Origin of the sequence: Clostridium sediminicola (assembly GCF_050402865.1) — a bacterium.
Taxonomy (GTDB): Bacteria; Bacillota; Clostridia; order Clostridiales; family Clostridiaceae; genus Clostridium_AF; species Clostridium_AF sediminicola.
Genome location: NZ_BAABMF010000012.1, coordinates 25,154 through 50,782, shown reverse-complemented (window position 1 = coordinate 50,782; position 25,629 = coordinate 25,154). Strand labels below are relative to the sequence as shown.

Annotated in this window: 31 protein-coding genes and 1 pseudogene; 5 read left to right on the top strand and 27 right to left on the bottom strand. The window is 28.8% G+C overall.

Annotation, left to right across the window (positions count from 1 at the left end):
- The first annotated feature begins 127 nt into the window (after nucleotides 1-127).
- Both ACQ3F0_RS17740 and ACQ3F0_RS17735 read left to right on the top strand, forming a co-directional pair.
- Nucleotides 128-991: a tyrosine-type recombinase/integrase gene (locus tag ACQ3F0_RS17740; RefSeq protein WP_428866726.1), complete on the top strand. Its 864-nt coding sequence runs from the start codon at nucleotides 128-130 to the stop codon at nucleotides 989-991.
- Complete coding sequence (locus ACQ3F0_RS17735; protein ID WP_428866724.1) at nucleotides 984-2,117, top strand: IS91 family transposase; 1,134 nt, start codon at nucleotides 984-986, stop codon at nucleotides 2,115-2,117. Before ACQ3F0_RS17740 ends, ACQ3F0_RS17735 begins: the two co-directional genes overlap by 8 nt.
- Before the next feature lie 320 nt (nucleotides 2,118-2,437).
- On the opposite strand, the gene ACQ3F0_RS17730 is transcribed toward ACQ3F0_RS17735, so the two are convergent.
- The 5 genes from ACQ3F0_RS17730 to ACQ3F0_RS17710 form a co-directional block, all read right to left on the bottom strand.
- Nucleotides 2,438-2,731, bottom strand: coding sequence for a hypothetical protein (locus tag ACQ3F0_RS17730; RefSeq protein WP_428866722.1), 294 nt, complete (start codon nucleotides 2,729-2,731; stop codon nucleotides 2,438-2,440).
- Between the two features lie 228 nt (nucleotides 2,732-2,959).
- On the bottom strand, nucleotides 2,960-4,189 hold the full coding sequence (locus tag ACQ3F0_RS17725) for an aminopeptidase (protein ID WP_428866721.1): 1,230 nt from the start codon (nucleotides 4,187-4,189) through the stop codon (nucleotides 2,960-2,962).
- 244 nt (nucleotides 4,190-4,433) lie between these two features.
- Complete coding sequence (locus tag ACQ3F0_RS17720; RefSeq protein WP_428866719.1) at nucleotides 4,434-4,778, bottom strand: hypothetical protein; 345 nt, start codon at nucleotides 4,776-4,778, stop codon at nucleotides 4,434-4,436.
- Between the two features lie 38 nt (nucleotides 4,779-4,816).
- Nucleotides 4,817-5,563: a hypothetical protein gene (locus tag ACQ3F0_RS17715; protein WP_428866717.1), complete on the bottom strand. Its 747-nt coding sequence runs from the start codon at nucleotides 5,561-5,563 to the stop codon at nucleotides 4,817-4,819.
- Entirely contained in the window at nucleotides 5,550-5,681 is a 132-nt protein-coding gene (locus ACQ3F0_RS17710; RefSeq protein WP_428866715.1) for a helix-turn-helix domain-containing protein, read from the bottom strand. The genes ACQ3F0_RS17715 and ACQ3F0_RS17710 overlap by 14 nt, the downstream gene beginning before the upstream one ends.
- A 607-nt stretch (nucleotides 5,682-6,288) precedes the next feature.
- Between ACQ3F0_RS17710 and ACQ3F0_RS17705 the strand changes: the two genes are divergently transcribed.
- Together ACQ3F0_RS17705 and ACQ3F0_RS17700 are read left to right on the top strand one after the other, a co-directional pair.
- Nucleotides 6,289-6,882, top strand: coding sequence for a transposase (locus ACQ3F0_RS17705; RefSeq protein ID WP_428866902.1), 594 nt, complete (start codon nucleotides 6,289-6,291; stop codon nucleotides 6,880-6,882).
- A complete protein-coding gene (locus ACQ3F0_RS17700) occupies nucleotides 6,879-7,160 on the top strand; it encodes a hypothetical protein (protein ID WP_428866714.1) in 282 nt (93 codons plus the stop codon). The genes ACQ3F0_RS17705 and ACQ3F0_RS17700 overlap by 4 nt, the downstream gene beginning before the upstream one ends.
- A gap of 170 nt (nucleotides 7,161-7,330) precedes the next feature.
- Here the strand turns inward: ACQ3F0_RS17700 and ACQ3F0_RS17695 are convergent, their stop codons facing one another.
- From ACQ3F0_RS17695 to ACQ3F0_RS17670, 6 genes are all read right to left on the bottom strand, one after another.
- Nucleotides 7,331-7,780, bottom strand: coding sequence for a hypothetical protein (locus tag ACQ3F0_RS17695; RefSeq protein WP_428866712.1), 450 nt, complete (start codon nucleotides 7,778-7,780; stop codon nucleotides 7,331-7,333).
- 376 nt (nucleotides 7,781-8,156) lie between these two features.
- Nucleotides 8,157-8,642: a GNAT family N-acetyltransferase gene (locus tag ACQ3F0_RS17690; RefSeq protein ID WP_428866710.1), complete on the bottom strand. Its 486-nt coding sequence runs from the start codon at nucleotides 8,640-8,642 to the stop codon at nucleotides 8,157-8,159.
- Between the two features lie 138 nt (nucleotides 8,643-8,780).
- Nucleotides 8,781-9,209: an OsmC family protein gene (locus tag ACQ3F0_RS17685; RefSeq protein WP_428866708.1), complete on the bottom strand. Its 429-nt coding sequence runs from the start codon at nucleotides 9,207-9,209 to the stop codon at nucleotides 8,781-8,783.
- 98 nt (nucleotides 9,210-9,307) lie between these two features.
- Entirely contained in the window at nucleotides 9,308-9,637 is a 330-nt protein-coding gene (locus ACQ3F0_RS17680; protein ID WP_428866707.1) for a hypothetical protein, read from the bottom strand.
- Between the two features lie 549 nt (nucleotides 9,638-10,186).
- Nucleotides 10,187-10,993, bottom strand: coding sequence for a transposase (locus tag ACQ3F0_RS17675; protein ID WP_428866705.1), 807 nt, complete (start codon nucleotides 10,991-10,993; stop codon nucleotides 10,187-10,189).
- A gap of 4 nt (nucleotides 10,994-10,997) precedes the next feature.
- Entirely contained in the window at nucleotides 10,998-11,549 is a 552-nt protein-coding gene (locus tag ACQ3F0_RS17670; protein WP_428866703.1) for a hypothetical protein, read from the bottom strand.
- A gap of 812 nt (nucleotides 11,550-12,361) precedes the next feature.
- Here ACQ3F0_RS17670 and ACQ3F0_RS17665 point away from each other — a divergent pair.
- Nucleotides 12,362-13,450 (top strand): annotated as a pseudogene (locus tag ACQ3F0_RS17665) (IS3 family transposase).
- 588 nt (nucleotides 13,451-14,038) lie between these two features.
- Here ACQ3F0_RS17665 and ACQ3F0_RS17660 read toward each other — a convergent pair.
- The 16 genes from ACQ3F0_RS17660 to ACQ3F0_RS17585 form a co-directional block, all read right to left on the bottom strand.
- A complete protein-coding gene (locus tag ACQ3F0_RS17660; RefSeq protein WP_428866701.1) occupies nucleotides 14,039-14,377 on the bottom strand; it encodes a hypothetical protein in 339 nt (112 codons plus the stop codon).
- A gap of 52 nt (nucleotides 14,378-14,429) precedes the next feature.
- On the bottom strand, nucleotides 14,430-14,741 hold the full coding sequence (locus ACQ3F0_RS17655) for a hypothetical protein (RefSeq protein ID WP_428866700.1): 312 nt from the start codon (nucleotides 14,739-14,741) through the stop codon (nucleotides 14,430-14,432).
- A 1,686-nt stretch (nucleotides 14,742-16,427) separates the two neighbouring features.
- Nucleotides 16,428-16,859 (bottom strand): hypothetical protein, encoded by a 432-nt coding sequence (locus tag ACQ3F0_RS17650; RefSeq protein WP_428866699.1) that lies wholly within the window; start codon nucleotides 16,857-16,859, stop codon nucleotides 16,428-16,430.
- Nucleotides 16,860-16,942: 83 nt separating this feature from the next.
- Complete coding sequence (locus ACQ3F0_RS17645; RefSeq protein ID WP_428866697.1) at nucleotides 16,943-17,368, bottom strand: hypothetical protein; 426 nt, start codon at nucleotides 17,366-17,368, stop codon at nucleotides 16,943-16,945.
- 18 nt (nucleotides 17,369-17,386) lie between these two features.
- Nucleotides 17,387-18,760, bottom strand: coding sequence for an MBL fold metallo-hydrolase (locus ACQ3F0_RS17640; protein WP_428866695.1), 1,374 nt, complete (start codon nucleotides 18,758-18,760; stop codon nucleotides 17,387-17,389).
- A 401-nt stretch (nucleotides 18,761-19,161) separates the two neighbouring features.
- Nucleotides 19,162-19,812, bottom strand: coding sequence for a HEAT repeat domain-containing protein (locus tag ACQ3F0_RS17635; RefSeq protein ID WP_428866694.1), 651 nt, complete (start codon nucleotides 19,810-19,812; stop codon nucleotides 19,162-19,164).
- A gap of 149 nt (nucleotides 19,813-19,961) precedes the next feature.
- Nucleotides 19,962-20,222 carry a DUF7660 family protein gene (locus ACQ3F0_RS17630; RefSeq protein WP_428866692.1) on the bottom strand — a complete coding sequence of 87 codons (261 nt, stop codon included), beginning with the start codon at nucleotides 20,220-20,222 and terminating at the stop codon, nucleotides 19,962-19,964.
- Between the two features lie 33 nt (nucleotides 20,223-20,255).
- Complete coding sequence (locus tag ACQ3F0_RS17625; protein ID WP_428866690.1) at nucleotides 20,256-20,663, bottom strand: DUF2251 domain-containing protein; 408 nt, start codon at nucleotides 20,661-20,663, stop codon at nucleotides 20,256-20,258.
- A 103-nt stretch (nucleotides 20,664-20,766) separates the two neighbouring features.
- Entirely contained in the window at nucleotides 20,767-21,213 is a 447-nt protein-coding gene (locus ACQ3F0_RS17620) for a hypothetical protein (protein WP_428866689.1), read from the bottom strand.
- 1,542 nt (nucleotides 21,214-22,755) lie between these two features.
- Nucleotides 22,756-23,061, bottom strand: coding sequence for a TIGR04104 family putative zinc finger protein (locus tag ACQ3F0_RS17615; protein ID WP_428866687.1), 306 nt, complete (start codon nucleotides 23,059-23,061; stop codon nucleotides 22,756-22,758).
- 96 nt (nucleotides 23,062-23,157) lie between these two features.
- Nucleotides 23,158-23,490: a hypothetical protein gene (locus ACQ3F0_RS17610; RefSeq protein ID WP_428866685.1), complete on the bottom strand. Its 333-nt coding sequence runs from the start codon at nucleotides 23,488-23,490 to the stop codon at nucleotides 23,158-23,160.
- Between the two features lie 175 nt (nucleotides 23,491-23,665).
- Nucleotides 23,666-23,851: a hypothetical protein gene (locus ACQ3F0_RS17605; protein ID WP_428866684.1), complete on the bottom strand. Its 186-nt coding sequence runs from the start codon at nucleotides 23,849-23,851 to the stop codon at nucleotides 23,666-23,668.
- Between the two features lie 54 nt (nucleotides 23,852-23,905).
- Nucleotides 23,906-24,037: a hypothetical protein gene (locus tag ACQ3F0_RS17600; protein WP_428866682.1), complete on the bottom strand. Its 132-nt coding sequence runs from the start codon at nucleotides 24,035-24,037 to the stop codon at nucleotides 23,906-23,908.
- Between the two features lie 57 nt (nucleotides 24,038-24,094).
- A complete protein-coding gene (locus ACQ3F0_RS17595; RefSeq protein ID WP_428866680.1) occupies nucleotides 24,095-24,490 on the bottom strand; it encodes a hypothetical protein in 396 nt (131 codons plus the stop codon).
- Between the two features lie 116 nt (nucleotides 24,491-24,606).
- The gene (locus ACQ3F0_RS17590; protein WP_428866678.1) at nucleotides 24,607-25,056 is read right to left on the bottom strand and encodes a COG2426 family protein; all 450 of its coding nucleotides are present in this window, start codon (nucleotides 25,054-25,056) and stop codon (nucleotides 24,607-24,609) included.
- A gap of 56 nt (nucleotides 25,057-25,112) precedes the next feature.
- Nucleotides 25,113-25,610 carry a hypothetical protein gene (locus tag ACQ3F0_RS17585; RefSeq protein ID WP_428866677.1) on the bottom strand — a complete coding sequence of 166 codons (498 nt, stop codon included), beginning with the start codon at nucleotides 25,608-25,610 and terminating at the stop codon, nucleotides 25,113-25,115.
- Nucleotides 25,611-25,629 lie beyond the last annotated feature (19 nt).

Here is a 25,629-nt window from a genome sequence, read left to right as displayed (position 1 = left end):
CTAAACCGCTACCGCGGTGGTTTTAAAACCATCAAACATAGTATCATGCACTAAACTTAATATTCGCTATTTTGTATACAACCCTTTTAACAAGGAAATAATTTCTAGTTAAAAGGAGATGTTAAATATGACCAAAGAACAAATTTTACAACAACTTAATTTCGATATAGAACTTCGAGGTTTAAGCAAAAATACTCAAGATGAGTACTATACCAAAGTTAAACTATTTCAAAATTATTTTAATAAACCAGCAACTGAACTAAATGTAAGGCACATAAGAGAATTTTTTCATTATCTAACTACAGAAAAAAAGCTTACTTCTGAAAGTGTAAATACCTATAATAGCGCTCTTCGTTTCTTGTATGGTGTAACTTTAAACATCACTCTAAATTACAAACAAATACCTCGCCTCCGTCATCATCGCAAATTTCCTGAAATTCTTACCAAAGAAGAAATTCAAAATCTTTTTGATGCTTGCGACAATTTAAGAGATAAATGTATCTTAATGACTGTTTATGGTGCCGGCCTTAGACTTAAGGAAGTTGCTTGCCTAAAAGTTTCAGATATTGATAGTAAAAAAATGCAACTGCTAATTCGCAATGGTAAGGGATCTAAAGATAGATATGCTCTACTTTCACAATCTAACCTTGAGATATTACGAGTTTATTGGAAATCTTACAAACCTAAAGGTTGGCTTTTTTATAGTAGAAACCATACTGGTAATCACATTACTTCAAGAGCAGTTCAAAATATATTTCGTAAGTATATAAAAAAAGCTAAAATCACTAAAAAAGTTACACTACATACTTTAAGACATAGTTTTGCAACTCACTTACTAGAATCAGGCACAAACATATTTCACATCAAACAATTACTAGGTCATTCAAATATAAGAACAACCTGTGTCTATCTACATATACTCAAAATTGAATCTTTAAATGTAATTAGCCCTCTTGATACGCTAATAGAAACGGAGAAAACTAATGGCTGAAGTTCAAGATATCTTTCTAAAATACGGCTCAGAATATCGTTATAACCACAAACTTACCCTTGTACAACACAAAGCTATGTCTGCGATTGAAAATTGTAGAACTTCCAAGTTAGGTGGACATGTAGATATATGCAAAAATTGTGGTAGTACTCAAATTTCATATAATTCTTGCCTAAATAGACATTGTCCTAAATGTCAATCTCTTGCTAAAGAACGCTGGATTGAAAATCAAAAAAGCAATTTACTTAACATCGGATACTTTCACGTTGTATTCACCATTCCAGATACACTAAATATGATAGCTTATCAAAATCAGAAAGAACTTTATGCATTAATGTTTAAAGTTGTTGCTAAAACTCTTGATGAACTGGCATCAGACAAAAAATATCTAGGTGCTAAACTTGGATTTACCTCTGTGTTACATACTTGGGGACAAAATTTAATGCATCATCCTCACATTCACTGTATTGTACCTGGTGGTGGTCTTTCTTCTATAGGAAAATGGGTAAATAGCAAAAAGAAATTCTTTATCCCAGTAAAAGTTCTATCTCGCAAATTCAGAGGTAAGTTTCTATATCATTTGGAACAATTATACTACCAAAACAAACTTCAGTTTCATGGTAGTCAAGAGTACCTATCCACTGACATTGAATTTGAAAAGCTACTTTCCTATCTTTATTCAAAAGAATGGGTTGTTTATTGCAAACCTCCTTTTAAAAATGCTGCTTATGTAGTGGAATATCTAGGTAGATATTCTCACAGAGTTGCCATATCCAACAACCGTATCATTAATATTGATAACGGTAATATCACAATCAAATGGCGTGATTACAAAGATAAAAACAAAAGTAAACAAATGACTATCTCTGCTGACGAATTTATCCGTAGGTTTCTAATTCATATACTCCCGTTGAGATTCATGAAAATAAGACACTATGGCTTACTTGGTAATAGAAACAAAACTATAAAACTAAAAATCTGTAAAGAACTTACCAATACACCTATTTTAGTTAAAGAAAGACTTTCAACACTTCAACTGATTTTAAAAATTACCGGTAGAGATATAACAAAATGTCCACATTGTGGTTCAGAAAAACTAAGAAGAATTATAGCTCCTAGCAATTAACCACCAATCAATATCAAAATAGCATAGCTTTTGAATATGCCTCTTTATGGGGAGGGGGATTGTATGTCAAAATCACTTATCAAACTTTATTTTATATATTTTCTTACTATATATCAGAACTTTTTCCTTAAATACTATTTAAAATTATCCAGAATGAAATAATGCAAACCCCATAGATCTTGTTTAAATAACCGCGGTTTCGTACAATGACAATTATCCAAAGTTTGGCGTAGTATCAGCACTTAAACACTCAAGTCTTCATTTTAGGTTTGAGTGTTTTTAACGCCAATCTTCGTATAATTACCTAAACATATTGCGAATTACAATTCTTTACCATAAATCCATCTTTTCTTTATTGGTACAATTTTTTTATCAGTTAAAGGTAGTTGTCTTAAGTTATTAGAAAGTTCTGTAGGAGAAACATATCCCATTCTAAATATACTTTCTATGAATTCAAGTAATATTTTTAGGGCAACTTCATTTGAAGGATTCTCTAATAATTTCCACATTCTCTCATCATCGTAATCATGACTTTGACAAAAGCCATAATTACTCTGTATATACTTCCAATCTTTTAATGCCTGCTTTCTTTTTCTGGAAAAATCTTTATTCATTCTATCTCCTTTCTAATTCATCTTTTATACATAAGATCTACTAACTATTCTAATTACTACAGTTGATAGACAATATTTTTGAATTGCGAAATAAAAATACCGTAAAATCCATTTCTAGATAATACGGTATTTTAAGAAATTATTTGGTTTTATAGTTATTGCGCCTTAATAAGAAAAAATCGGCTTAACCACAATAAAAAGATTAGTTTAAATATTAATTTTTTATGTTTAAACTTCAAAATCACCATTTTTAAATATAGGTATTTCTTCATTGGTTCTTGTAATTCCTATTATTTCAAGGTCCTCTGTACCTATCATAAAATCTACATGTATACTCGAATCATTAATTTCAAGTCTCCCAAGTTCCTCATTTGACATATTCTCAATATTCTTTATACAGGGATAGGCGGCACCTATAGCTAAATGACAAGACGCATTCTCATCAAATAGAGTTTTGTAAAATATCGTATTCATCTTTGATATAGGTGAATTATAAGGTACTAAAGCAACTTCACCAAGGTAATGTGAACCTTCATCAGTTTCAATAAGTTCCTTTAGTGCCTCGTATCCTTTTTCAGCGTAAAAATCAACAATTTTTCCATCCTCAAAAGTAAGACAGATTCTTTCAATTATACTGCCATTGTAACTTAATGGCATTGAACTTACTACAGTTCCATTTATTCCAGTTTTTTTAGGTAGTGTAAATATTTCTTCAGTAGGTATGTTAGCACAAAATTCTATACCTTCTGGAGTATATGCAGAACCTGAAATCCATATATGATTTTCAGGAAGCTCTATTTTCAAATCTGTACCTAATGAATTTTTATAGTACATATATTTAAACTCATTGGAATTTAAAAAGTCCGAATTTATTTTTAAACTCCTTATGTGCTTGTTCCAAGAAAGGGCAGAGTCATTGTCTTCATCTATCCTCGTAACTTTAAATACAGCCTGCCAGAGTTTTTCTATTGCTTCATCTTCTGAAATATTGGGAAATACTTTTTTAGCCCAAGCCTTTGTAGGAAATGCTGCAATACACCAAGAATTTTTACCGGACATTTTTCTATTTGCGTATTCTTTCAGTGCAGAACTTCTTACTTTACTTGCTTTTGATATTCGTTCAGAATTTATATCTTTCATAAGTTCTGGGTCTTTAGTATCAATAGCTAAAAAAGCTGCACCTTCTCGTGCATATGATAAATAAAATTCCTTCTGCCATTCTGGAAATTCTTCAAACACCTCTACTTTTGCATATAAAAACTTAATTTTAGAAAGCAATTCATCCACCCATTCCACAACTACATCCTTAGCCCCTTCTTCATATGCAATTTTTGTGATGGTTCTTGTAAAGGCCGCACATTCTATAGGTGAAGTTATTACAAGTGTTTGATTTTTTTGAATATTTACTCCAGATTTTACAATAAGACCAGCATATTTTTCTAGTAAATTGTTATCCATATCACAACTCCTTTTATAATAATTATTAGTTGCACAATATCTTATAATTTCGACTTAATCCATATGAAAATTATAACAGATTTTTCATATTACTACATCACTATCTTTCTATAATAGTAAATATTTGCATATTTAAAATACCCTAAAATCCATTGCTGAATAATACGGTATTTCAAGAAATTATTCCGTTTTATAGTTATTGCTCTTTATATGAAAAGTGCATATAAGTCAATCTACTGTATACTCATTTTCTTCTTTTCAAAACTACAATAACATTTAATGCAAAAATAATAAAGCTTACAATTGAAATGCCTAAAAGTATGCTAAACCAAGTATTATGGCCTAATGCATTATTGTCTGCTAATACACCCTGAAATATTAAACCTGCTAACATTGCTATGCCACATAAAATATCAATAACCAAATCAATTCTTAGTATTAATTTGCTAATAGAATTACCGTTAGGTAAATTCTTTCTAATAGATACTGCTTTATAAAAATTCAAACTTACAATTATAAACAATACTATATAAGCAAAAAATGTAAATTCAAAATAAGACATAACGTCATCCAAAGGGTTGACTAACATTTTATAACCTCCTAATATGATACAACTAAATAATTTGATTACCAATCTTCTGCAAGAAATATTATCTCATTTCTTTGCTTGCTAATAGCAACAAGACTTAACTTACCATGATTCCAATTGTTAGGCTCATAAGGGTTACTATTGATTAGATAAATTGTAAAGTCTTCTGGTAAATTCATATAACCAAAAGTACTAAAAGAACCTAAAAATACACCATTTTTTTCAACTTCACTATCACTTGCTTTTCCAATCCACTTTGCTTTTTGTGAAAATTCGTCAATATAACTATTAATAGAGTCTAAATCCGTTTTAAATTTTAAATCAAAATTTTCACCACCCTGCATAAAAGCTGGATTATATCTAAATACAATATCTTTTGCGTTACCTGGAATTCTACCAGGAAAGTATTTTGTTAATGAGTTATTTGGATAATCTGTTAGTTTTAATACTCTTTCATATTTATCTATATCAGTTGTTTGAGTTGTTACTGCGTCAAAAGCCATAAAAACAAATACAAATAGCATTGCAACACTCAAAACCAAAATCAAGACACTTGTTATTACAGATGAAACAACAATTTTTAATTTTTCTGTTACAGTGAAAAAAGTGATTATTGCAAAACAAACAGATGGCACTGCAAATAATAACCCCTCATAATAGTATGGCTCAATTGATTTCACAGTTACTAAGAAATATGCTCCTATAAAAAACACAAAAGATATTATTGTCATTATTGCCGGGAAAGGTGCCTTTTTGAAAATCAATGATAATTTACTTATTTTCATCGCAATCACTCCATTCCAAGTTGTCACCAGGCTGACAATTAAGTCCCTTGCAGATTTTATTCAGAGCTTCAATGATAATAACAGCTTTGAGCCATTTGGATAGTTTATACTGATTCATAATAGTTCCCCCTCAACAATTAATACCATAATTATACTACCTAATTTAATAAAATCCAATATGTATTTATTGAATAACGATAATATTTTACTCTTTTAAAATAAACTTTCTCATGATTTCAAAAAAAAGGGAGAATTGAAAAGCCAATTTCCCATTTGTAATCCGAAAATCCCATTTTGTAATTGAAATTTTAGTTTTGTAAACAAAAATCACTTTTTGTATCTGAAAATCTAGTTTTGTAAACATAATTCCATAGGTGAATTATCATTTTACTATTATTTTTGTGTACAATTCTAATACCTATTTCCAATCTCTCTACCTTAGTTGAATTATTTTCCCAATTATAAAATGCTCTATAAAGTACTATCTTGCCTTCAAGTAACTTCTATTTATTAAGTACCAGTAAGCACTCCACTGGGTACCCAAAAGAACAATTTGGAGGACAGTACCATTAATAATAGAAAAATGTTTTGCAATAATCCTAATTGCAATCATAAAACCTTTGCAGAAGCTTATGATTTTTTATCTCCCAAAGGTAAAAAAACAAAACGATTAGAAGATGAGGGTAAAAGTACAGTTTGCAATCTCTTAAAAAAAAGGAACGGAAATTCTAAATAAAGATACTATCACTAAGATATGTATTGATGATTTTGCTATAAAAAAGAGACATATGTATGGTAGTATTATGATAGATATTGAAACACATAAAATTATTGATATCATCAATTCTAGAAATTTAGAAGATGTAAAACAATGGTTAAGTACTTATAAAAATCTACAAGTCATTTCAAGAGATGGTTCTATAACTTATAAAAATGCAATTACATTACCACATCCTTCCACTATTCAAGTAAGCGATCGTTTTCATCTATTAAAAAATCTAACCGATTATTGTAAAGATTATTTAAAAAATAAATTTAAAGCTAGTATTATTGTTAGTGAAGAACTTAAGAATGAATCATCCTCAAGTTCTAAAATCCTATCTATAGAAATAAAAAATAAACATTTGACTTTAGAAAAGAAATGGAAAAAAGCAAATGAGTTGCTCTCACAAGGGATTACTAAAAGTTTAGTCTGCAAACAATTAAATATGAATATAAATGTTTTCAATAAACTATTATCATTAAATAAAAAGGAACTTGATGTATATTTTAAAAATACATTAGAGTTGCGTCAAGAAATAAAACGAAGCGAAAAATGAAATTGGTTAATAAAGCAAGAGATTTATATACTAAGAAATCTTCTATGACAAAAATAGCTGAAATCTTAGCTTTAGATAGACGAACTGTTAAAAAATATATTGACCCTGATTTTACACCAACAGTTACTCGTCGTTCTACAAAAAAAAGTATATTGGACCCATACAAAGATAATATTTTCAAATTATACCAAAAAGGTAACACATATAAGACTATACACAATATCATTTCACAGAAGGGCTATAAAGGTTCACAATCTAACCTTAGACATTATTGCTAAAATTTGAAAAAACAGACCAATACGTTATTTAAGTTTTCCATTAATTCGTAGTATCTTTGAATTGCGAAATAAAAATACCATAAAATCCATTTCTGAATAATACGGTATTTTAAGAAATTATTCGGTTTTATAGTTATTGCGCCTTATATGAAGAATATGAATTAATATTGTTATTGATTTGACGATACTATTTCTGTTTTTTTTATCTCATAAAAACCTTTATTAGGGTTAATGGTTAGTTTTGTATTCGCTAATATTTCTTGCTTCTCACTATCAATGATTTCTAATTGTATATTAAAAGGACTTTTTATATCAACAACTTTATCATTTTCAATGGCACTCCACAATACAGTTTCACCTTGATTTTTTACCTCTTTTCCTAAATGAGCAAAATCGCTAATAAATTCTCCGTAATCAGTAATCCAATGATACTCTAATTTAGTATATTTCTTCTTAGATTTAAAATCGGGTGTCATCTTAATTCCCCTTGCAGAAGACATTACTGGAGTATATGTATTTCTGTCAGTAATTATTGAAACAGTATTATTCGTTTTTTTGCAACCAACAAACAACATTAACAATATTAAAGTAAATCCTAATATAAAAAATAACTTTTTCATATTATACCCTCCTGATTATAAAATATAGAATTTTCTTATGTTCATCTTATCTTATAACTTCGACCTAACTCTATAGAAATTATAACATATTTAACATAACTATATATCCATAATAGTTAATATTTTCATTTTTAATACCGTATTATTCAGTTTTCAAAGAACAAATTATTCGTGTTAACGTATTTATTAATTAGTACGCCTTTTATTCAAGTTGTCTACTAGGCATTTTTAATGAATGCTTAGTAGACACTATATTTGAATTGCGAAATAAAAATACCGTAAATTCCATTAATGAATAATACGGTATTTGAAGAAATTATTTGGTTTTATAGTTATTGCGCCTTATAAGAAAGGTGTGAATTAACTGATTTCCTTATTAACATAGAATCATAACCCAAAATTCAATTTTCCCAATCTCTGATATTCTTTCAAAAGAATTAACTTTTTTGAAACCTACCCGTTGATATACTTTTATTGCACGTTGATTAAAAGTTGCTACTGTCAAACGAAACCCTTTTGCCGATAGTTTATTTCGGGCAAATTCTAACCCACTACTTAAAAAATCAAGCCCTAATCCTTGACCACACAGATTTGGTTTTATTCCCAAACCAATATCAGTAATATCTTCGGAATCATAAACACCAAATCGGTTCCCTACTGGAACTTGAGCAGACTCACCAAAGCAATAGTACCCTACAAGATTATTTTCTCTGTCCGAAACTGAAAAATAATGACCATTAAGAAGTTCATTGATACAGTTATCACTTTCATCCATACTATAAATCGAATAGGATTCTTTATAAATCCATTTTGAAATTTTCTTTGCTTCATCATAATTCATTTGTTTTATATTTAGTTCCATGTTAAAGCCCACCTTATTTTACAATGTCTATACACTCTTTTATTCATATTAATCATAAGTAACAGTTTCGTCATATCTTACTGTTGCGTCACAAATTAAGAATAATGTGTATAAAATATTATAATATACATTTTATTTTTATCGGTATTTTATCTTATATTCACTGCTTATCTCAATATTGTTTTTTACCATGTTCCAAACAGGACATGAATATTCTTCCATATTTTTTATAGCATTTTCAATATCATTTGGCTGTACATCATTTGATGCAAGTTCAAATCTCAATTGTATACTTTTAAAATATTTTGGTAATGTTTCTCTTCTTTCACCTGATGCAATTACGTTTATTTCAGATACATTCTTACTCATATTCCTTAGTAATAAAGCCAAAGTCATTCCACTGCAGGTTGCTAAACTCATAAGAAATAACTCAAGTGGAGTATATCCATCGCCATCACCTAAAGGTTGTACAGCATCTATAAACACCTCATTATTATCACGAGATACTCCTGAAAATTTCACCTTGTCATTTATCAAATCTGCTCTTGCTGTTAATTTGTTACTCATAATAAACCCTCCTGATAGAATTCATTTTATAGTTCGTAATTTATTACTGTTGCGTCGTAACTTAAGAAGATTATGTTATATTCCGATTTGGTTGTAGATTATTTACGGATATATACATCATGTCGTAGACTTTTGCTATTTAGCCATTGTACCAATAGATTTTGAATTCTAAACCTATCTTCAATTGCAATTACTTCCCACTTATTATTATCAATACAATATCTATTCTTAATATGTTCTATTTCTCCATAAACCAATACATCGAGATACTCTACTCCTGGCATTTCAACTTCGATAGGTACAATAGAATTATTTTCAACAAAATATATCATTGCTGTCCGACCATGACTTTTCCAATGGAAACCATCCTTGTCACCATTTATTTTGTCTTCCACAATCAATTTTAAGTAGATATCTTCGTTTCTCATAGAGACCTCCTATAATACACATTTTATTACAATTTCTAATTAACTCATATGGAAATTATAACAGATTTCTCATATTTCTACATCACTATATTTCTACTATAGTAAATATTTTAATTTTTTAAATATCGTATTATTCAGTTTTCAAAGAACAACTTATTCGTGTTAACATATTTATTAATTAGTACGCCTTTTATACAAATTGAGAACTAATTAAAATTATAAAGGTCGATACCTTAAGGCTTTAGATGTTTTTAATTTATGAGAATAATATTGAATATTGTATATACTATTTTAAACTAGCTAGGGTGGGCAATCTTGTACCGTTCCATAAAGAATACTGCACCTTTAAACTCATAAATAAGGAAATGTCAGGATCTTGTCCACGCTTCCCTAGTCTATCTCTACTTATCCCAACTTCTAGTGCGAGTGGCGGGTGGCAATGTCATCAACTTAAGGGATATTGATGTTTTCCGAATTTCAAAAATAAGCATTTCTTAAGTTTTAAATATAATTTTAAATACCACAAAAAGACCATGTAATGGATAATTATTACATGGTTAATTCATACATATAAATTAGTTGTTTTGAATTTCTTCTATTATTGTCTCTATACTTATTCCTTCCTTTATATTCTTTACGTGGATATTTTCTATTTGGTCTTACAGGAACCAAATTTCCCATGATTTCTTCAAACATCCATGTGTGTAATCGTTCAGCTTCTTCCAGGTTTTCTTCTATAGCTAGTTTAATCATATATTCTCTAAAAGTACCTACTAAAACATTGACATTGACTTTATAATCATATTTCAAATTTGGATTTTTTTGCTTGTCTACTTTTAAATTAGCATCATTTTTTAGGTCTTCTGCCATATTATATACAAGGATTTGAGAATAAAAATCTTGTTCAACAATAATTTTACTTTTACCAGAAATATTTTCAATATATAACTTATTCTTAATAACATCATATGCAATCTCTATTCCCCAGCGTTCAAAATATAATTTCCCCATTTCTTCTGTATTTACATCTTCAAATGGAATATTTGTCAGTAAATACTCATCTTCACTAGTTTCCAATGTTATCTTCACCATTCTTACTGAAAGAGACTTAAGTTCTTTTCCCTTATTCTTCATATTCATATCTGATATTCTTGCAAGCCTGTTATATGAAAGTTCTAATTGTATTAGTTCAACATTTGTTTTCATTGATTTACGCTCAAAATTAAAAGTATTTCCTTGAACTCTAAAAAGATAAAAGATAGGATAATCCATTAAAAACAGTAACATTTGGATAGATAAATAACCTCTATCGAAGATAGTAATAATCTTGTTATCCTTTCCTAATATTGAGTACATATTTTCAATGTTTTTTTTGAGCTAATTCACGTTCAGGCATACTATACTTATCTATTATTGCATCAATCATAATATTGTTTTTTACATCATTTATTCCTGAGGCAGTAGCTCTTGTTGTAGATCTAACGCCTTCTTTATTTGATTTTTGTCCTCCGAACTCTTTACGCAATTCTTCTGAATTTGGTAATTGCAAAACGGTTCCATCTACTGCAGTTACAATATAATCTTTCAACTTTCCAATTTCAGCATATTTATAAATTGACTCAACATATTCATTGTTTAATTGTATAAACATTTTTGAATTTAGTTTACGTCTTTGTTTTGAAAAGGCTTGTTTACTTGTTCGCAACTCTCTTCTGTTAATTTCCTTATAATAATTATTTATCTCCATAGTAGTTGTTTTACCTCTCTTATTTAAGATTATACGTGTCATATCTTCGAAGCTCATTTTTCTTTTTCTTATAAAATCTCTTTCTGACATTCTACCTATATCTTTTATTCTATCTAAACTTATTTTATTGAAATTTTCTCTTATTCTATCAAATGCTTTTATCATTAGTTTACCTCTGGTTGTCATTTAAATATATTCTGTTCTTATAATAGTGTACTATAAATCTTTATTCAAATAGAAAAAAGAATTCTTTTTATCAAAAAGAACTCTTTTCTTAAGTTGATGACATTGGGCGGGTGGGATATGAATTTAATTGATTTTTAGACCCTCAAAGCCCTTCTTCATTGGCATCTTTTACGGGTAGAACAGCTTGCAACATGATTGTACGGGCATGACAATATAATTGCTTGTACATGCTATCATTTGTTGGAAGCTAGTCCACCTACCCCATGTACAATTATAACACCTATTTTAACTCTTTCTACCTTAGTTGAATTGCTTTCCCATTTATAAAATGCTCTATAAAGTACTTTCTTCCCTTACAGTAACCTCTGATTCTAAAGTACCAACTTCATACCCAAAAGAACAATTTGGAGGACAGTACAGTTCTTAAGCTACAGCTGGCTTGAAGAATCGAAAGACAGATAGAGCTTTAGAAAGTTCAGCAAAATAATGAAGTTCGTTAGGTGGTGGAAATAGTGCCAAAAGTAAAATAATAAAATGCTAAATCACTATATATAGGAATACCACATACTAAAAAATATATAAATACTTACTCTTATTAAAAAGCATATTCATCTTTACAAATAAAACTAGACTAAATAATAAATCCAACCAATTCAACTACTTTACTACTAGATAGTACTAAACGAAGGATGGACAAGCTTACAGCAATTTTAAAAGTTGATGTTAGTATAATAATGTAGACACAGAAATCAGGACACTATAAAATGTATGAAGGAAGGATGTGTCTATAGATGACAAAAGAAACAAAATATTATTCAGAAGAATTTAAAAATACTATAGTGGAACTCTATAACACTGGTAAAACATTAAGAGAATTAGCTAGCGAATATGGCGTGTCAAAATCAACAATAGGAGTATGAAGCAGATGATGATAAGGCAGTAACAGTAGCTCAATATCAAGCAATGCTAAAAAAGATGCCTAGACTTGAAGAGGAAAATGAAATATTAAAAAAGGCCATGGCCATATTCGAGAAGAAAATAAGCATTTGCATAATATTAAGATAATGTGCAAACTACTTAGTGTTTGTAGAAGCTCTTATTATAAATATTTAAATAAAACCGAAAGTAATAGAAGTATCGAAAATAGAAAGTTTGAGGATATAATACTGAAAATATACCATAAGTCTAAAAAACGTTATGGGGCACCTAAGGTTCATAAAGTTCTTATAGCTAAGGGACTTAAAATCAGCCTCAAAAGAGTTCAAAGATTAATGAAAAAACTAAGTATAAAATCTATTGTTGTAAGAAAATTTAAACCCTATTCATCTAAGAATAAAGTAGAAGAAAGAGAAAACGTTTTAAATAGAGATTTTTCTACCAATACTTTCAATGAAAAATGGGTAACTGACATTACATACATTTATACACTTCGTACTGGGTGGTGTTATTTAGCATCTGTTTTGGACTTATGCACAAGGAAAATTATTGGTTATTCTTTTTCAAAGAGTATGGATACAGAGATGGCTATAAAAGCTGTGGATAATGCGATTAAGAATCAGAAGCCAACTGATAAAGTTGTGCTTCATAGTGATTTAGGATCACAATATACAAGCTGTAATTTCAAAGAATTTGTAGATGCAAATAACCTGCTTCATTCCTTTAGTGGCAAAGGAAACCCCTATGATAATGCATGTATAGAATCCTTTCATGCTTCCTTAAAAAAAGAGGAAGTAAATCTAGTTACATATTATGATTTCGATGCTGCAAGACTAGCAATATTCGAATATATTGAGTCTTGGTATAATAGAAAAAGAATTCACAGTAGTATTGGGTATCTCACCCCTCAAGAATATGAAAATGAACTAAAAAAATCTGCATGATAAGTCCGATTTTTTGTGTCTACTATATTGACATAAATCCAGATTTTGGACATGACTAAATTAAGTTTACGTAGGATTTATCTTTACTGAACATTTCTAAAGCTCTATCTGTCTTTCAATTCTTCAAGCCAGCTATAGCTTAAGAACTGTATAGCCCTACAATTTGTTCTTATGGGTACCCGATGGAGTGCAAAAGATAAAAGAAAAAAGATTAAAAGATAATCGGTATTTTGTGGACTTAACCTCCTAGGCAGTTCCACAAAATGAATTGGAAGCTTCCCACCCGCCCTCCAATGCTAGTTACTAGAGACTTGAACTTTAATTCAAACTAGAATGAGGGGATTTATAAGATTGGGAAAGCATCTAGAAAACTGAATCAGTAACTATTGATCATAGATTGTTACATGAATTAAAAATATACTTATAATAATGTTGCTTATCGAATAAATAATGGGTCAACTTAAATATTGAAAGTTGACCCATTATTTCGCCTTATATGAAAAAGATGAAACGACTACAACCATAAATCTTATTAATTATTTTAACTGTTTTTGCTATTTGTTTCTCAAAAGTCCATAATACAATGCTTCATTCGCATTTTTTTTTATAATATTTCCATTCAATATAACTCATAATTATTCCATACAAAGGTGTTCCAATGCTCACAAGAATAAACCAACCTTTAAATGTTTCTTTATAAATAAAACCAAACCGTATAAATGGATAAAATACCCCTATAAGAAAGCTAATTGCTCCATAACAAAATAACCCCTTTTTAACTATATGAGACAATAATCCTTTACTTTTCATTTTATTCCATATTGCTAAACGGTTTTGTCGTTTAGTAGTAAGTTCCTTTACTATTCCAATAATAATAAATATAAAACTAAATAAATAAATCAAACTAATGTTTCTGTTATTTTCCAATTTCAATCACCCTCTTCTTAAATTAAATTCACTATATATGAATAAGGTGAACTTATTTAATTTTTTTTAATAATCGAATAATACCTCCAATAATAAACCCTAGTCCTATTATAATTTCAATTACATTACCAAGTATAGTTTGAATACTAAAATCACTAACTAAATCACATATTGTAGGTATTAGAAATGTAGAACCTATAATCAAGGATACTATTGGTGAATTAAGCAAATTTTTTGAAGGAATTGGAACTTTACCTGATCCAACAAAATAACCAGGATTGTTAGCGTTCTTTTGACATTCGTTTATTTCTTTTAACTGTTTTTCTAAAGGATTTAATTCTTTATTATTATCTTGATTATTCATCAATTTTTCCCCTTTTAAAAGTTCATGATATTTTACGAAGATGAATTAAGAAATCATAATCTTTTTACTAAATTATATACAATATAGATAATATTATCAATAAAAATACTTATTAAATGTATGTAAATAAGAAGATAAATACCTGGGCTAAAGAAGCATACAAATTCCATTACAGCAAGCTGATATTACATTTGAATACTCCCTTAGCCCAGAAATGATTTGAATAAGGAAGAATTATTTAAAAGCTAAATTGCTTACACCAAATAAGCTCTTAAATAATTTCTTGATTATATAATTCCACCATCAAGACAAGAATTACAAGCTATCTACCACAGCATGCAATTCTTGTCCTGTTTCTTCTTTATATACAGACTACAATATTTATCGTTTTTCCTATAGTGCCAATAAAAGTTTCAGGTGACAAGCAAAACATACTCTCTTCGCCAGTATGCCAAGCTTTTCCCCTTTGTGCTATTTACTAGATTTCTGCATTTTACTTAATCACTGCAGTAACTTCTTCACCAACAGTATTTTCGGCTGAACACTTCTAAAAGGTCCAGTTCACTTTCATTCTTCAAGTCAACTGGACCTTTTAGAACTGTACAGCCTCTTTTATTATCAGAAAATCAGAGTAGACCAGGACGGATTGACAAGCTAAGTAACTATTAAAGTGTACTAGCCTACAATAGATATCTCAGTTCAGTAAATATTTTGAACATGTCAAAAAATCATTAATGACTGATATTTTTGACATATTCAAATTAAATTTCACGGTAGAATCTATAATGCAGACAGGTCCACTTTAAAAATTACAGCAAGCTTGTCCATCCTTTGTTTGTACAAAAGGAAAAGATTATTCCTATCTGCTACCTTTGGTTGGAGATATCTCAGCTCAATAATTAATTTACACATGCACCATAACTCGCTGTTACCCGAGATTTTAGTACATGTATAAATTAAATTTCGCAGTAGAATCTCCTAGGATGTTACCAAAGGTAACTTAGAAATAATCTACAGAATTAGTGAATGTAATTATTTTACATTATATCACTTAATAATTGTTTATCAAATACTACAAGAAATAATATAATTATATTTATTTGATTGTTCTATTGGTTATATAGATATTACTCCTATACCTAATTTTAATACTTTCTATTCATATTCTGGCACTATTCCCATCACCCAACAAACTGCATTGTCGGATAGATAAATCAACTCCAATTTATTCTTTTGGGTACCCGATGGAGTGCAAAAGATTTAAATGAATTTAAGGAAATTTTAGATACTCCACAAAAGGACAAAGGGGACACGCATATCACAACGCATTTCCTCCTTTGTCCTTTTGTTCCGTATCTAAAATAAGTGCATTAGAATCCAGCCCACCCACCCTTTTGCTAGAATACCTGATTTACTACATTAGACTGGGGCGGGGTGGACATGCTTCCAATATTTGATTTCATGTACATGTACTTTCAGTGACAAGCACATATATCAACATTACAAGCTTGTCCACCCCTTCGTTTTAACTCTATTGGTATCTTAGATAAAGTGTACCCACATTGTGATTTCCCTTTATATCAGATAAATAATAAAAAACATCTACAGAATTCTTCTATCCAAATTATCTACCTCACCTTATTTCAAAGTATCTAGTGTTTCATAATATTCAAAAAATTAATCATACTATTTTGAATCAATGTAAACTACATTTTCACTATATTTTATTTTTAAATCGTTAGGTAATTTTTCATAGATATATTCTGGTACTCCAAACTGTTTAACTTCTTTTACCTTTCCGTTCTCATATAAATCCAGTTGATCCCAATAAACAATAAATAAATCAAATTGCTTTTCATGAATAAAATCTACCCAACCATCTGCAATAATTTCATCCATGGAGTTAAAAACTTTTATATCAGAATAATTATCAATACAACTATCACCCACTCTTGAACATCTTCCCTCAATACAACTTTCAGACCAGTCATATTTTAAGATTTGATTATTAATTCCATAATGTCTAATATCATCACTTAATTGCCTTTCAACTTCTTCTCTTAGTTTTCCATCCATAAGATTCGAAAAACCAAAAATATTATACTTAGGTTTTATCATTTAACACCTCTTTCTGATAACAATAATAAAAATTTTAACCTCTTAACTCACTTCACCTTTTCTAATCTATACTCATACTCTTTTTAATCTTCATCCTCCCTAATCTGTTTGTTATCAGTATTACTGATATAACCTTTCTCTTTAAGATCTTTTAAAATACATAATGGAGGTTCATTATCGGGATGTTTAGAATGTTCACATGTGAATTTTTCTCCTAATTTACATTCAATCTTTGAAGGTCCAACAACATCTCTTTTATAATATATTTCTCTTTTTCCACATCCTTCTCCAGGACAAATATTATCATAAAAATTAAGCAACTCTGTAAAGTAATATTTATTAGGAAAAGCTTTATAAAAATCGCCTTCTATATATAGTCTATATTTAGGTAAGCATATATCACTCATGTCTTCTGCTATTTTTTCTCCACTACCAAAATGTTTAATAATATGTAAATTACACGTTTCTTTCTTATCACACCATTTAGGATTACAGTAGTATGTTCTCATTTTAACCTCTCCTATACTTTATTCTTTAAAATATGAAACTATCATTCCTTTACTATTTATTAACTGACCTTCATCTTCACTCTCATTATTCCATACATAAGATTTGCTCCATTTAATATCACCATCAGCTTTACCACTGGCAACAGTTATTGAATCACCTGCCTTGATAATATAATCCTCAAAATCATATTTTTGATTACCAGTTACAGAAACTAAAGTCCACCCTTCTAAATTTACATCTTTATCAGAATTATTTTTAATAGTTACAATTTCTTTAACTTTATCAATATCAATAATTTCAATACCACTGTTAGAATTAGTTGAGCTGTTCTCTTCTTGATTCATATTACCTAAATTAGAATCATTATTACTATCTGTATTAAAATTATTATTCTCTGAATCATTACCTGATAAATAACTTCCAGGATTACAATTGAAAGTAATATTTTCACCATCACTTATAGCTATTATAGTAGAACATTCATCAGTTCTATATACAGGAATACCGTCACTTTCTAATCTATTAATTACTTTCTTATGGGGATGGCCATAGTCATTCATTCTTCCAGCACTTACTATTGCATACTTCGGTTTTACTGCAGCAAGAAATTCTTCTGTTGTTGATGATCTACTACCGTGATGGCCTAATTTTAAAACATCAGCACTAAGATCTATTCCATTATTAATCATATCTTTTTCACTTACATCTTCAGCATCCCCAGTAAATAAAAAGCTATTATTATCAAAGGTAAGCTTGATACAAACACTATAATTATTAGTATCTTCGTAATCACTAGCATTTGGAGCTACTATTTCCCATGTAGAATCTCCTAAGCTATAGCTTGTCCCAACTTTAGGTACAGTTATCTTCAAATTCTTATTTTTTATAGAATTAATCACATCTTTATAAGTCCTTGTTGTTGCTGTTACTTTAGGCATAATAACTTTACCAATATCAAAATTATCTATAACAACATCTATACCACCAATATGATCCTCGTGTGGATGTGTCGCAATGACATATTCTAATTTATCAACATATTGTGATTTTAAATATTCTTTAACTACCTCAGCTTTATCATTCTTTCCAGCATCTATAAGCATATACTTATCTTCACACTGGATAAGAATTGCATCCCCTTGTCCAACATCTATATAATGTACTTTTAAATTACCGCTTAGATTATCATCTGAATCAACAACAGTTTCAGAAATTTTGGTACCTTTACTTTCATTGTCTACTTCACTTGTATTTTCACTTACTATATCATTTGATATAGTTTTTTGTGAATTATTTTGACATGCTGTTATATTAATCATGGCAAATATCAGCATTAATAATATTGAGATCTTTGCAAACATTCCTTTTGAATTATTGGTTTTATTTATCATTTCATTGTCCCCTTTTTATTAATTATCAACTAAGCAAATTTAATTTAAATTCTGCTAGATATCTGCTTTCTACCTACTATTCTAAATCAAATTCATTGTTTTGTTAAGCTATTAACTTATTCCATAAAGGATGAACAATTACAATATCTATATCTAATCTATCTACCTTTTTTGAATTGTTTAACCAATCAAAAAAACTCCATAAACATTAGAATCTATATTCTTGAAGTGATTTGAAGTACGACGCAAAAATACCATAAAATTACAAAAATCATACAGTACTTTAATAAATTATTCGCTTTTCATAGTTGAATCGTTAAATAAGAATATTCAATAACTATAATTTTCTCTATACTAATGCACATATCTCTTTTATTATGTCTTGACGCACCCATATCAAGCTACTTTTTATTTATATCTCTAATTTTTTGTTGTATGATCAATGACTTATCATATTTAAGAAGTTTCATAACATCTACCAAATTTTCATAACCTGATAGATATAGTATATCTAGTGAAGCTAAACGCATATACTCATCTTCATCCTTGATTTTCAGAAGAGCAATAGTAGTAGCTTTCTTTACATCAAAATTATATAGCGCCAATAGAGCTCTCCTTTGAACATATTTATTATTATCTTCAATAAATTTTAATAAATATCTTTCCCATTTCTTCTTCTGTTTTATTCCAATCATTGATGCAATTTGCCATCTTGCTTCACTTTGTATATGTGTAATTGAACACTGGATAATGAATTCAAAATCATTATCATCTAACGATGTTACACATTCATCAAGCAGTGTTTCTCCCTCATTATCTAAGGCAATTACATCTAACAATAAACTAACCAATCTTTCCGAGTTGTGTCCTCTTTTAATAAATCTAACGGCATTATTGAAACAAATTATAAGAGGTATCCAATTGGGATAATCAACTTCCCATTCACCATAACCTCTGTCCATAGAGTATTGTTCTGGTGATTTACCTGACCAATCCCAAAATTTATTTAGTTCTATTTCTAAATTATTTTCTATATTTCTGATTTCTCTCACCAACTATATTTTTTTATTTTCGTATACGAGCCAATACAACTATGCTATGTAGTAATTATGTTTTGAGTAATAAATGTATAAAGCATTATCTCTTACTGTTGCGTCATAGATTAAGAATATTGTGAAACAAATTAATCATTCACATTAATCTACTCATAAATTTTCCCCATATAGATTATTTGAGCACACCTTTTCCATGGGTTATTTGGCTTTTTATAAAATTTCAATCCATTTTTTGAACATTTCGCCCACGTACAAGCCGAATCTAAAAACCCTTCAATAGTATCATTTTGCCATTCATCAATTACTTTGTTTTTAATTCTGTCTTTCATTAATACCTCAATGAAACCTATGAACGTATTTTCATCTTCAACTTCATCTACCAATTCAAATAAAGTTTTTTCTTCCAATATATATAACCTCCCATATGACAAGATTGTACCTTAAATAGTATCCAGTCTTAAAGGCTCACCTTTATTTTCTCCAATACCATTGTCCCATGCTTCCCGCTCTATTGAAGTAATCATATTTTTTTCTCTTGGAGCATTTAGTTTTCTTTTTCTGGATAAATCAAATATCCCCCAACATTCACCATCTACGATTAATCCAGTTCTGTTTGAATCGTCTGACCATATAATAAAGACATTTTTACATTCTTCTATTGGAGGATTTATTTTATTATAGATCCATAGATGATCAACTATTTGATTAAACTCTCCATCTTCGTTAGAACTACATAAGTACATATAGCCAGTTTCCCCATTATCCTCAAAAACAGTAGTCCACTTATCGTTTGGCGAAGGAGAATCTATGACATAACTCTCTTCTTCTTGGTTTAAATCACTATTCATAGTTACCTCCTAAAAATATATTTAGATTTACTTTCCATGATTATCAAATGAATTATTACACCATACCTTACTGTTACGTTGTAACTGTAAATGAAGATTATGCTCATAATCCCCAATCATTGTATGTATAATACACATTATGAGATATAGGTTTATAATCTGTGCAAAAATCAAGAAGTTTTCGGCTCCTTTTTCTAAGAACATCGTAATCTTCTGTAAAAATTTTACATATTTCACTCTTATTATTAAATATCATGTTTTTTAAACAAAAGATTTCATTATCATTATCACCGTATGGACAGAAATTACCATGTCTGCAAGATTGACAGCACGCAATGCTTATGTTTGGCGGAATTACTCGCTGTAAATTAATTATTGCAAATTCAGTATCATCAGATGCATTAGATATAAAACGATGGTTTTCAAAATTGATTTCATAATGAATGTTCTGTATTTCATTTTTATTTGATTGTTGATAAATCACTTTTGTAGGTATTACAGACAGTATATCGTCAATTATATAATTCACATTCAGAGTATATTCTTTCAACGATATAACCTCCCCTAATATAAAAATTTTTGATTCATATAATCTTATAAATTCTAACTAACTCTATAGAGATTATAGCATATTTCTATAATAGTAATTATTTTATTTTTTAATACCGTATTATTCAATTTCAATAGCTACGTCATCTATTATATAAATTGTGAACTAATTAGAATATTAAAGATAAATAAGGAAATGTCAGGAACTTGTCCACCCTTTCCTTGTCTATCTCTACTTATCCCATCTTCAGACTACATTATTATTCGTTTCTCCTAAAGCTTCAATACCAATTCCAGGAGACAAGCAAAACATACTAGCTGTGCCAGTATGCCAAGCTTTTCCCCTTTGTGCTATTTACTAGATTTCTGCATTTTACTTAATACTGCAGTATCATTTACTACAACATTATAAGAGATTCCAGTTCAACTACTTATTTATACTTGTCCATAACTCACTGAAGCCTGAGATTTTGGACAAGTATAAATAAAGTTTCACAATGGATTCTCTTGATCGGCTGAACATTTCTAAATGCTCCAGCTCACTTTCATTCTTCAAGTCAACTGAACCTTAAGAACTGTGCAGCCTCTTTTAGCATTAGATAATCAGAGTAGACCAGGACGGATTGGCAAGCACTGTAAATATTCAAGTGGACTAGCTTACATGAAGCTGGTCCACTTTAAAAATTACAGCAAGCTTGTCCATCCTTTGTTTGTACAAAAGGAAAAGCTTATTCCTAACTGCTACCTTTGGTTGGAGATATCTCAGCTCAATAATTAATTTACATATGCACCCTAACTCCCTGATACCCGAGATTTTAGTACATGTATAAATTAAATTTCACGGTTGAATCTCCTAGGATGATGCCAAAGTTAACTTAGAAATAATCTACAGAATTAGTGAATGCCATTAGTTAAATTCAATGTCATTAATTTACATTATATCACTTAATGATTCTTTATCAAATACTTCCAAAGACAAATGATTATAATTATGTTTATTTAATTGTTATAGTGGTCCATCAGTTACTACTCCTATACCTAATTGGGATACTTTTAATTCATATTCTGGCACTATTCCCATCACCCAACGAACTGCTTTGTTTTACTGAACAGTTCTAAAGCTCTATCTGTCTTTCAATTCTTCAAGCCAGCTATAGCTTAAGAACTGTATAGTCCTCCAATTTGTTCTTTTGGGTACCCGATGGAGTGCAAAAGAATAAAAGAAAAAGATTAAAAGATTAAAAGATAATCGGTATTTTATGGACTTGCCGTCCATGGCTGTTCCACAAAATGAATCGGAAGCGGCCCACCCACCCTCCAATGCTGGTTACTAGGGACTAGAACTTTAATTCCAACTAGAACTAAGGGATTTATAAGATTGGGAAAGAATATAGAAAACAGAATCAATAACTATTGATCATATATTAATACTTACATAAAAGATAATATTTATATTAAAATATCAATAGGTCAACTTTTAGACTTAAAGTTGACCCATTGTTGCGCCCTATATGAAATTTACGACATAATACAAATTTTAAATTTATTTAATTTTTTTATCTTCTATGTCATATTTTGTAAAAAATGGTGCAAGACATACTAACAAAGAATAACAAATTGAAATAAGAAAAATATATATAAATAATGGTTCTTTGTAAAAAAAATATTTAATTACAAATACACTTATCATAAAGCACATTAAAGCAATTATTGAACGACTAGATGATTTCATGTAATGTATAGTCTTACAATTATCACATTTAATGGGTTTATACCCTCGCCAAATTGATTTAACAATATCTTTCCATTTGAATTGATTACCGCAATTTTTACATTTCTGAATATGCATAATAAAAATCTCCCTCTAAACTGATTGGTTTCGCCATATCATACTATTGTGCCATAACTTAAGAAAATAATGAATCAATCAGCAACATAACCAATTTCATTCATATTCAATATATCCTTTATGTTTACTAATGATTTTAAAAATATAATTAATGATATGGAAATTTAACGGTGCTACTAAGCATGGTAATATTAACGATATAATAAAATTAATTTCTGAATAAAACAAAATTAATGTCAATAAACCTACTATTAACAACCATGATGAATTTAAGATAGAAAAATATAATTGTAATCTAAAATAATCTTTTTCTTTATTTTCTATTATTTTAAAACTTCTATTGTAGTATGTAATCTTGTTTCTGAATAAAATAGAATATATCAAATAAATTATACCTAATATTATTGTAATAATACCTAATAAATTCATAAGTATTCACCCCTCCCATAATATTATAATGAGTTATTTTTCTCCGTATTATTAAACAAATATGACGGAATAAAAGAATATTATGTATTTTGTATTTTATTATTTCTCAACTTATTTATAATAAAAGACACTAAAATAAATAACAAATATACTAATACTATATCCACGATAAAACTTAATGTATGTATATGTATTCTCCCAAAAAGTATTTCATTATGAGGGCATAATCATAAATAGTGAAATAAGGAAGTGGATATCCGAACATAAATTGGTATCCAGCGCTATAAAAACAAGGTAATAAAGGTACTGTTATTAGAACTACTATAACTGAAGATATTAATAAATTCTTTCTTATCCTCATAAAATCTCTCCTCTTATTTAATTAGTCCATAATATCTTACTATTTTGAAGGAATCTACTCGCCTTTATTTTCCTGATTTTTTAATCTATCATATTTTCTTAATGCTTTAAGTGTTCCCTCTTCAACTGCCCCTCTAACTATATAGTAAAGTATATAGAAAAAAATTATTGCATAAATTAAAATCATATTAAATCACTCCCTTTAATTCGCATTCTTTTTCTGTAGTTTATCAAATTATAAATATTAAGAATCATATTGTTTGTTTAATTCTTTAAAATAATCCCCTAATTTTTTACCCTTAATGTTAAATTGCTTACCTTTCATTTCAACTGTTTGAAACCCTTGTGTTCCGCCCCAAACAGTAATCTTTTCTTCATTAGTTAGTGTAATTAGAACCGTAATGCTGGGAGTTGTACCTACAGTATTATCATAATATTTTGCTTTATTGTACATAGAAATGAATTCTTTCATTTGTTCTAGATTTTCATCTTTTATATAAGTTAATTTCTTTGTTCCATAATAATGAAATTCAATAGAAGAAACATCTTTTAATGCTAAGTTTTCTACTTTTTGATTTTTATAAGAGATAAATGCTACTAATAAGATTAATATTACTATCGGTATGTATTTAGTTTTCAAATGATCCTCCTTGCATATCTAAATTATAAATCTGATATAAAAAACATAACAAAACATAACAGTTGAATACTTAGGTATAGCCCCCTTCTAAAATTTAATTAACACACAATAAATAATTATAATAAGTGCGGAAAATATATTGCTACAAAGCTGATAATCACACCTGAAATAAAAGATCCAATTATACAACATATCATAGATTTTTTCTTATTTAATCCTAAAAATACTGCAACTGCACTCCCTGTCCATAATCCAGTTGTAGGTAATGGGATTCCAGTAAATATTATTAACCCTAGCTCTTTATATTTATCCATATGTTTAGTATTCTTTCTTAGTTTATTATCAACAAAGCGTGTAAATCCATTAAAGAATTCTACAGTCTTCAGCCATTGGAATATTTTATCGAAAAAAATAAGAATAAATGGAACAGGAAGCAAGCATCCTATCCAAGTTGAAAAGAAAACACTTATTGGATTTAAATTAAATTCATTTATACCTATGGGAATAGCAATTTTTTGTTCAGTAAGGGGTATTGCTGCAGATAATAAGACTAAAAAATATTTCATAGTAATCCTCCCAGATTTTCATATGTATTTACCTTTTCACATTAATTAACGCAATTTTATAATTTCAATTCCTCGCCAAGATTATATTCCTCTTTGATTTCATAACCATCTTTAGTTTCAATATGTACTTTCACTTCAAATTCATCTAGAACATCTTTCAATTCATCAGCTGTTATTTCAGTCATATTAAGCAATACCTTATATTCATAAACAAAAAAATCTTCATTAGTATTATCTTGAATAAGAGTATTACCTAGAGCCCATATATCAGAATTATATTCATTTAACTCTTTCGATATATATTTAAATTCAGGAACAATTACATCTCTTAATTCAATATTCTTAAGATTATTACCTTTTACTCTTAACTCATAATATTTAAAGTTTTCAATCTGAGGATTTTCTATATCATCGGTATATATATTCTCGTATTCCTCTTCTGTTATGGTTCTTAATATACCATCTATGGTTATAACAGGTTTACTTTGGGTACATCCACTTAATACTAGTACTACTATTAATGCTAAGATTAATATTGGAAAAGTTCTTTTCATTTTAACCACGCCCTTTTCT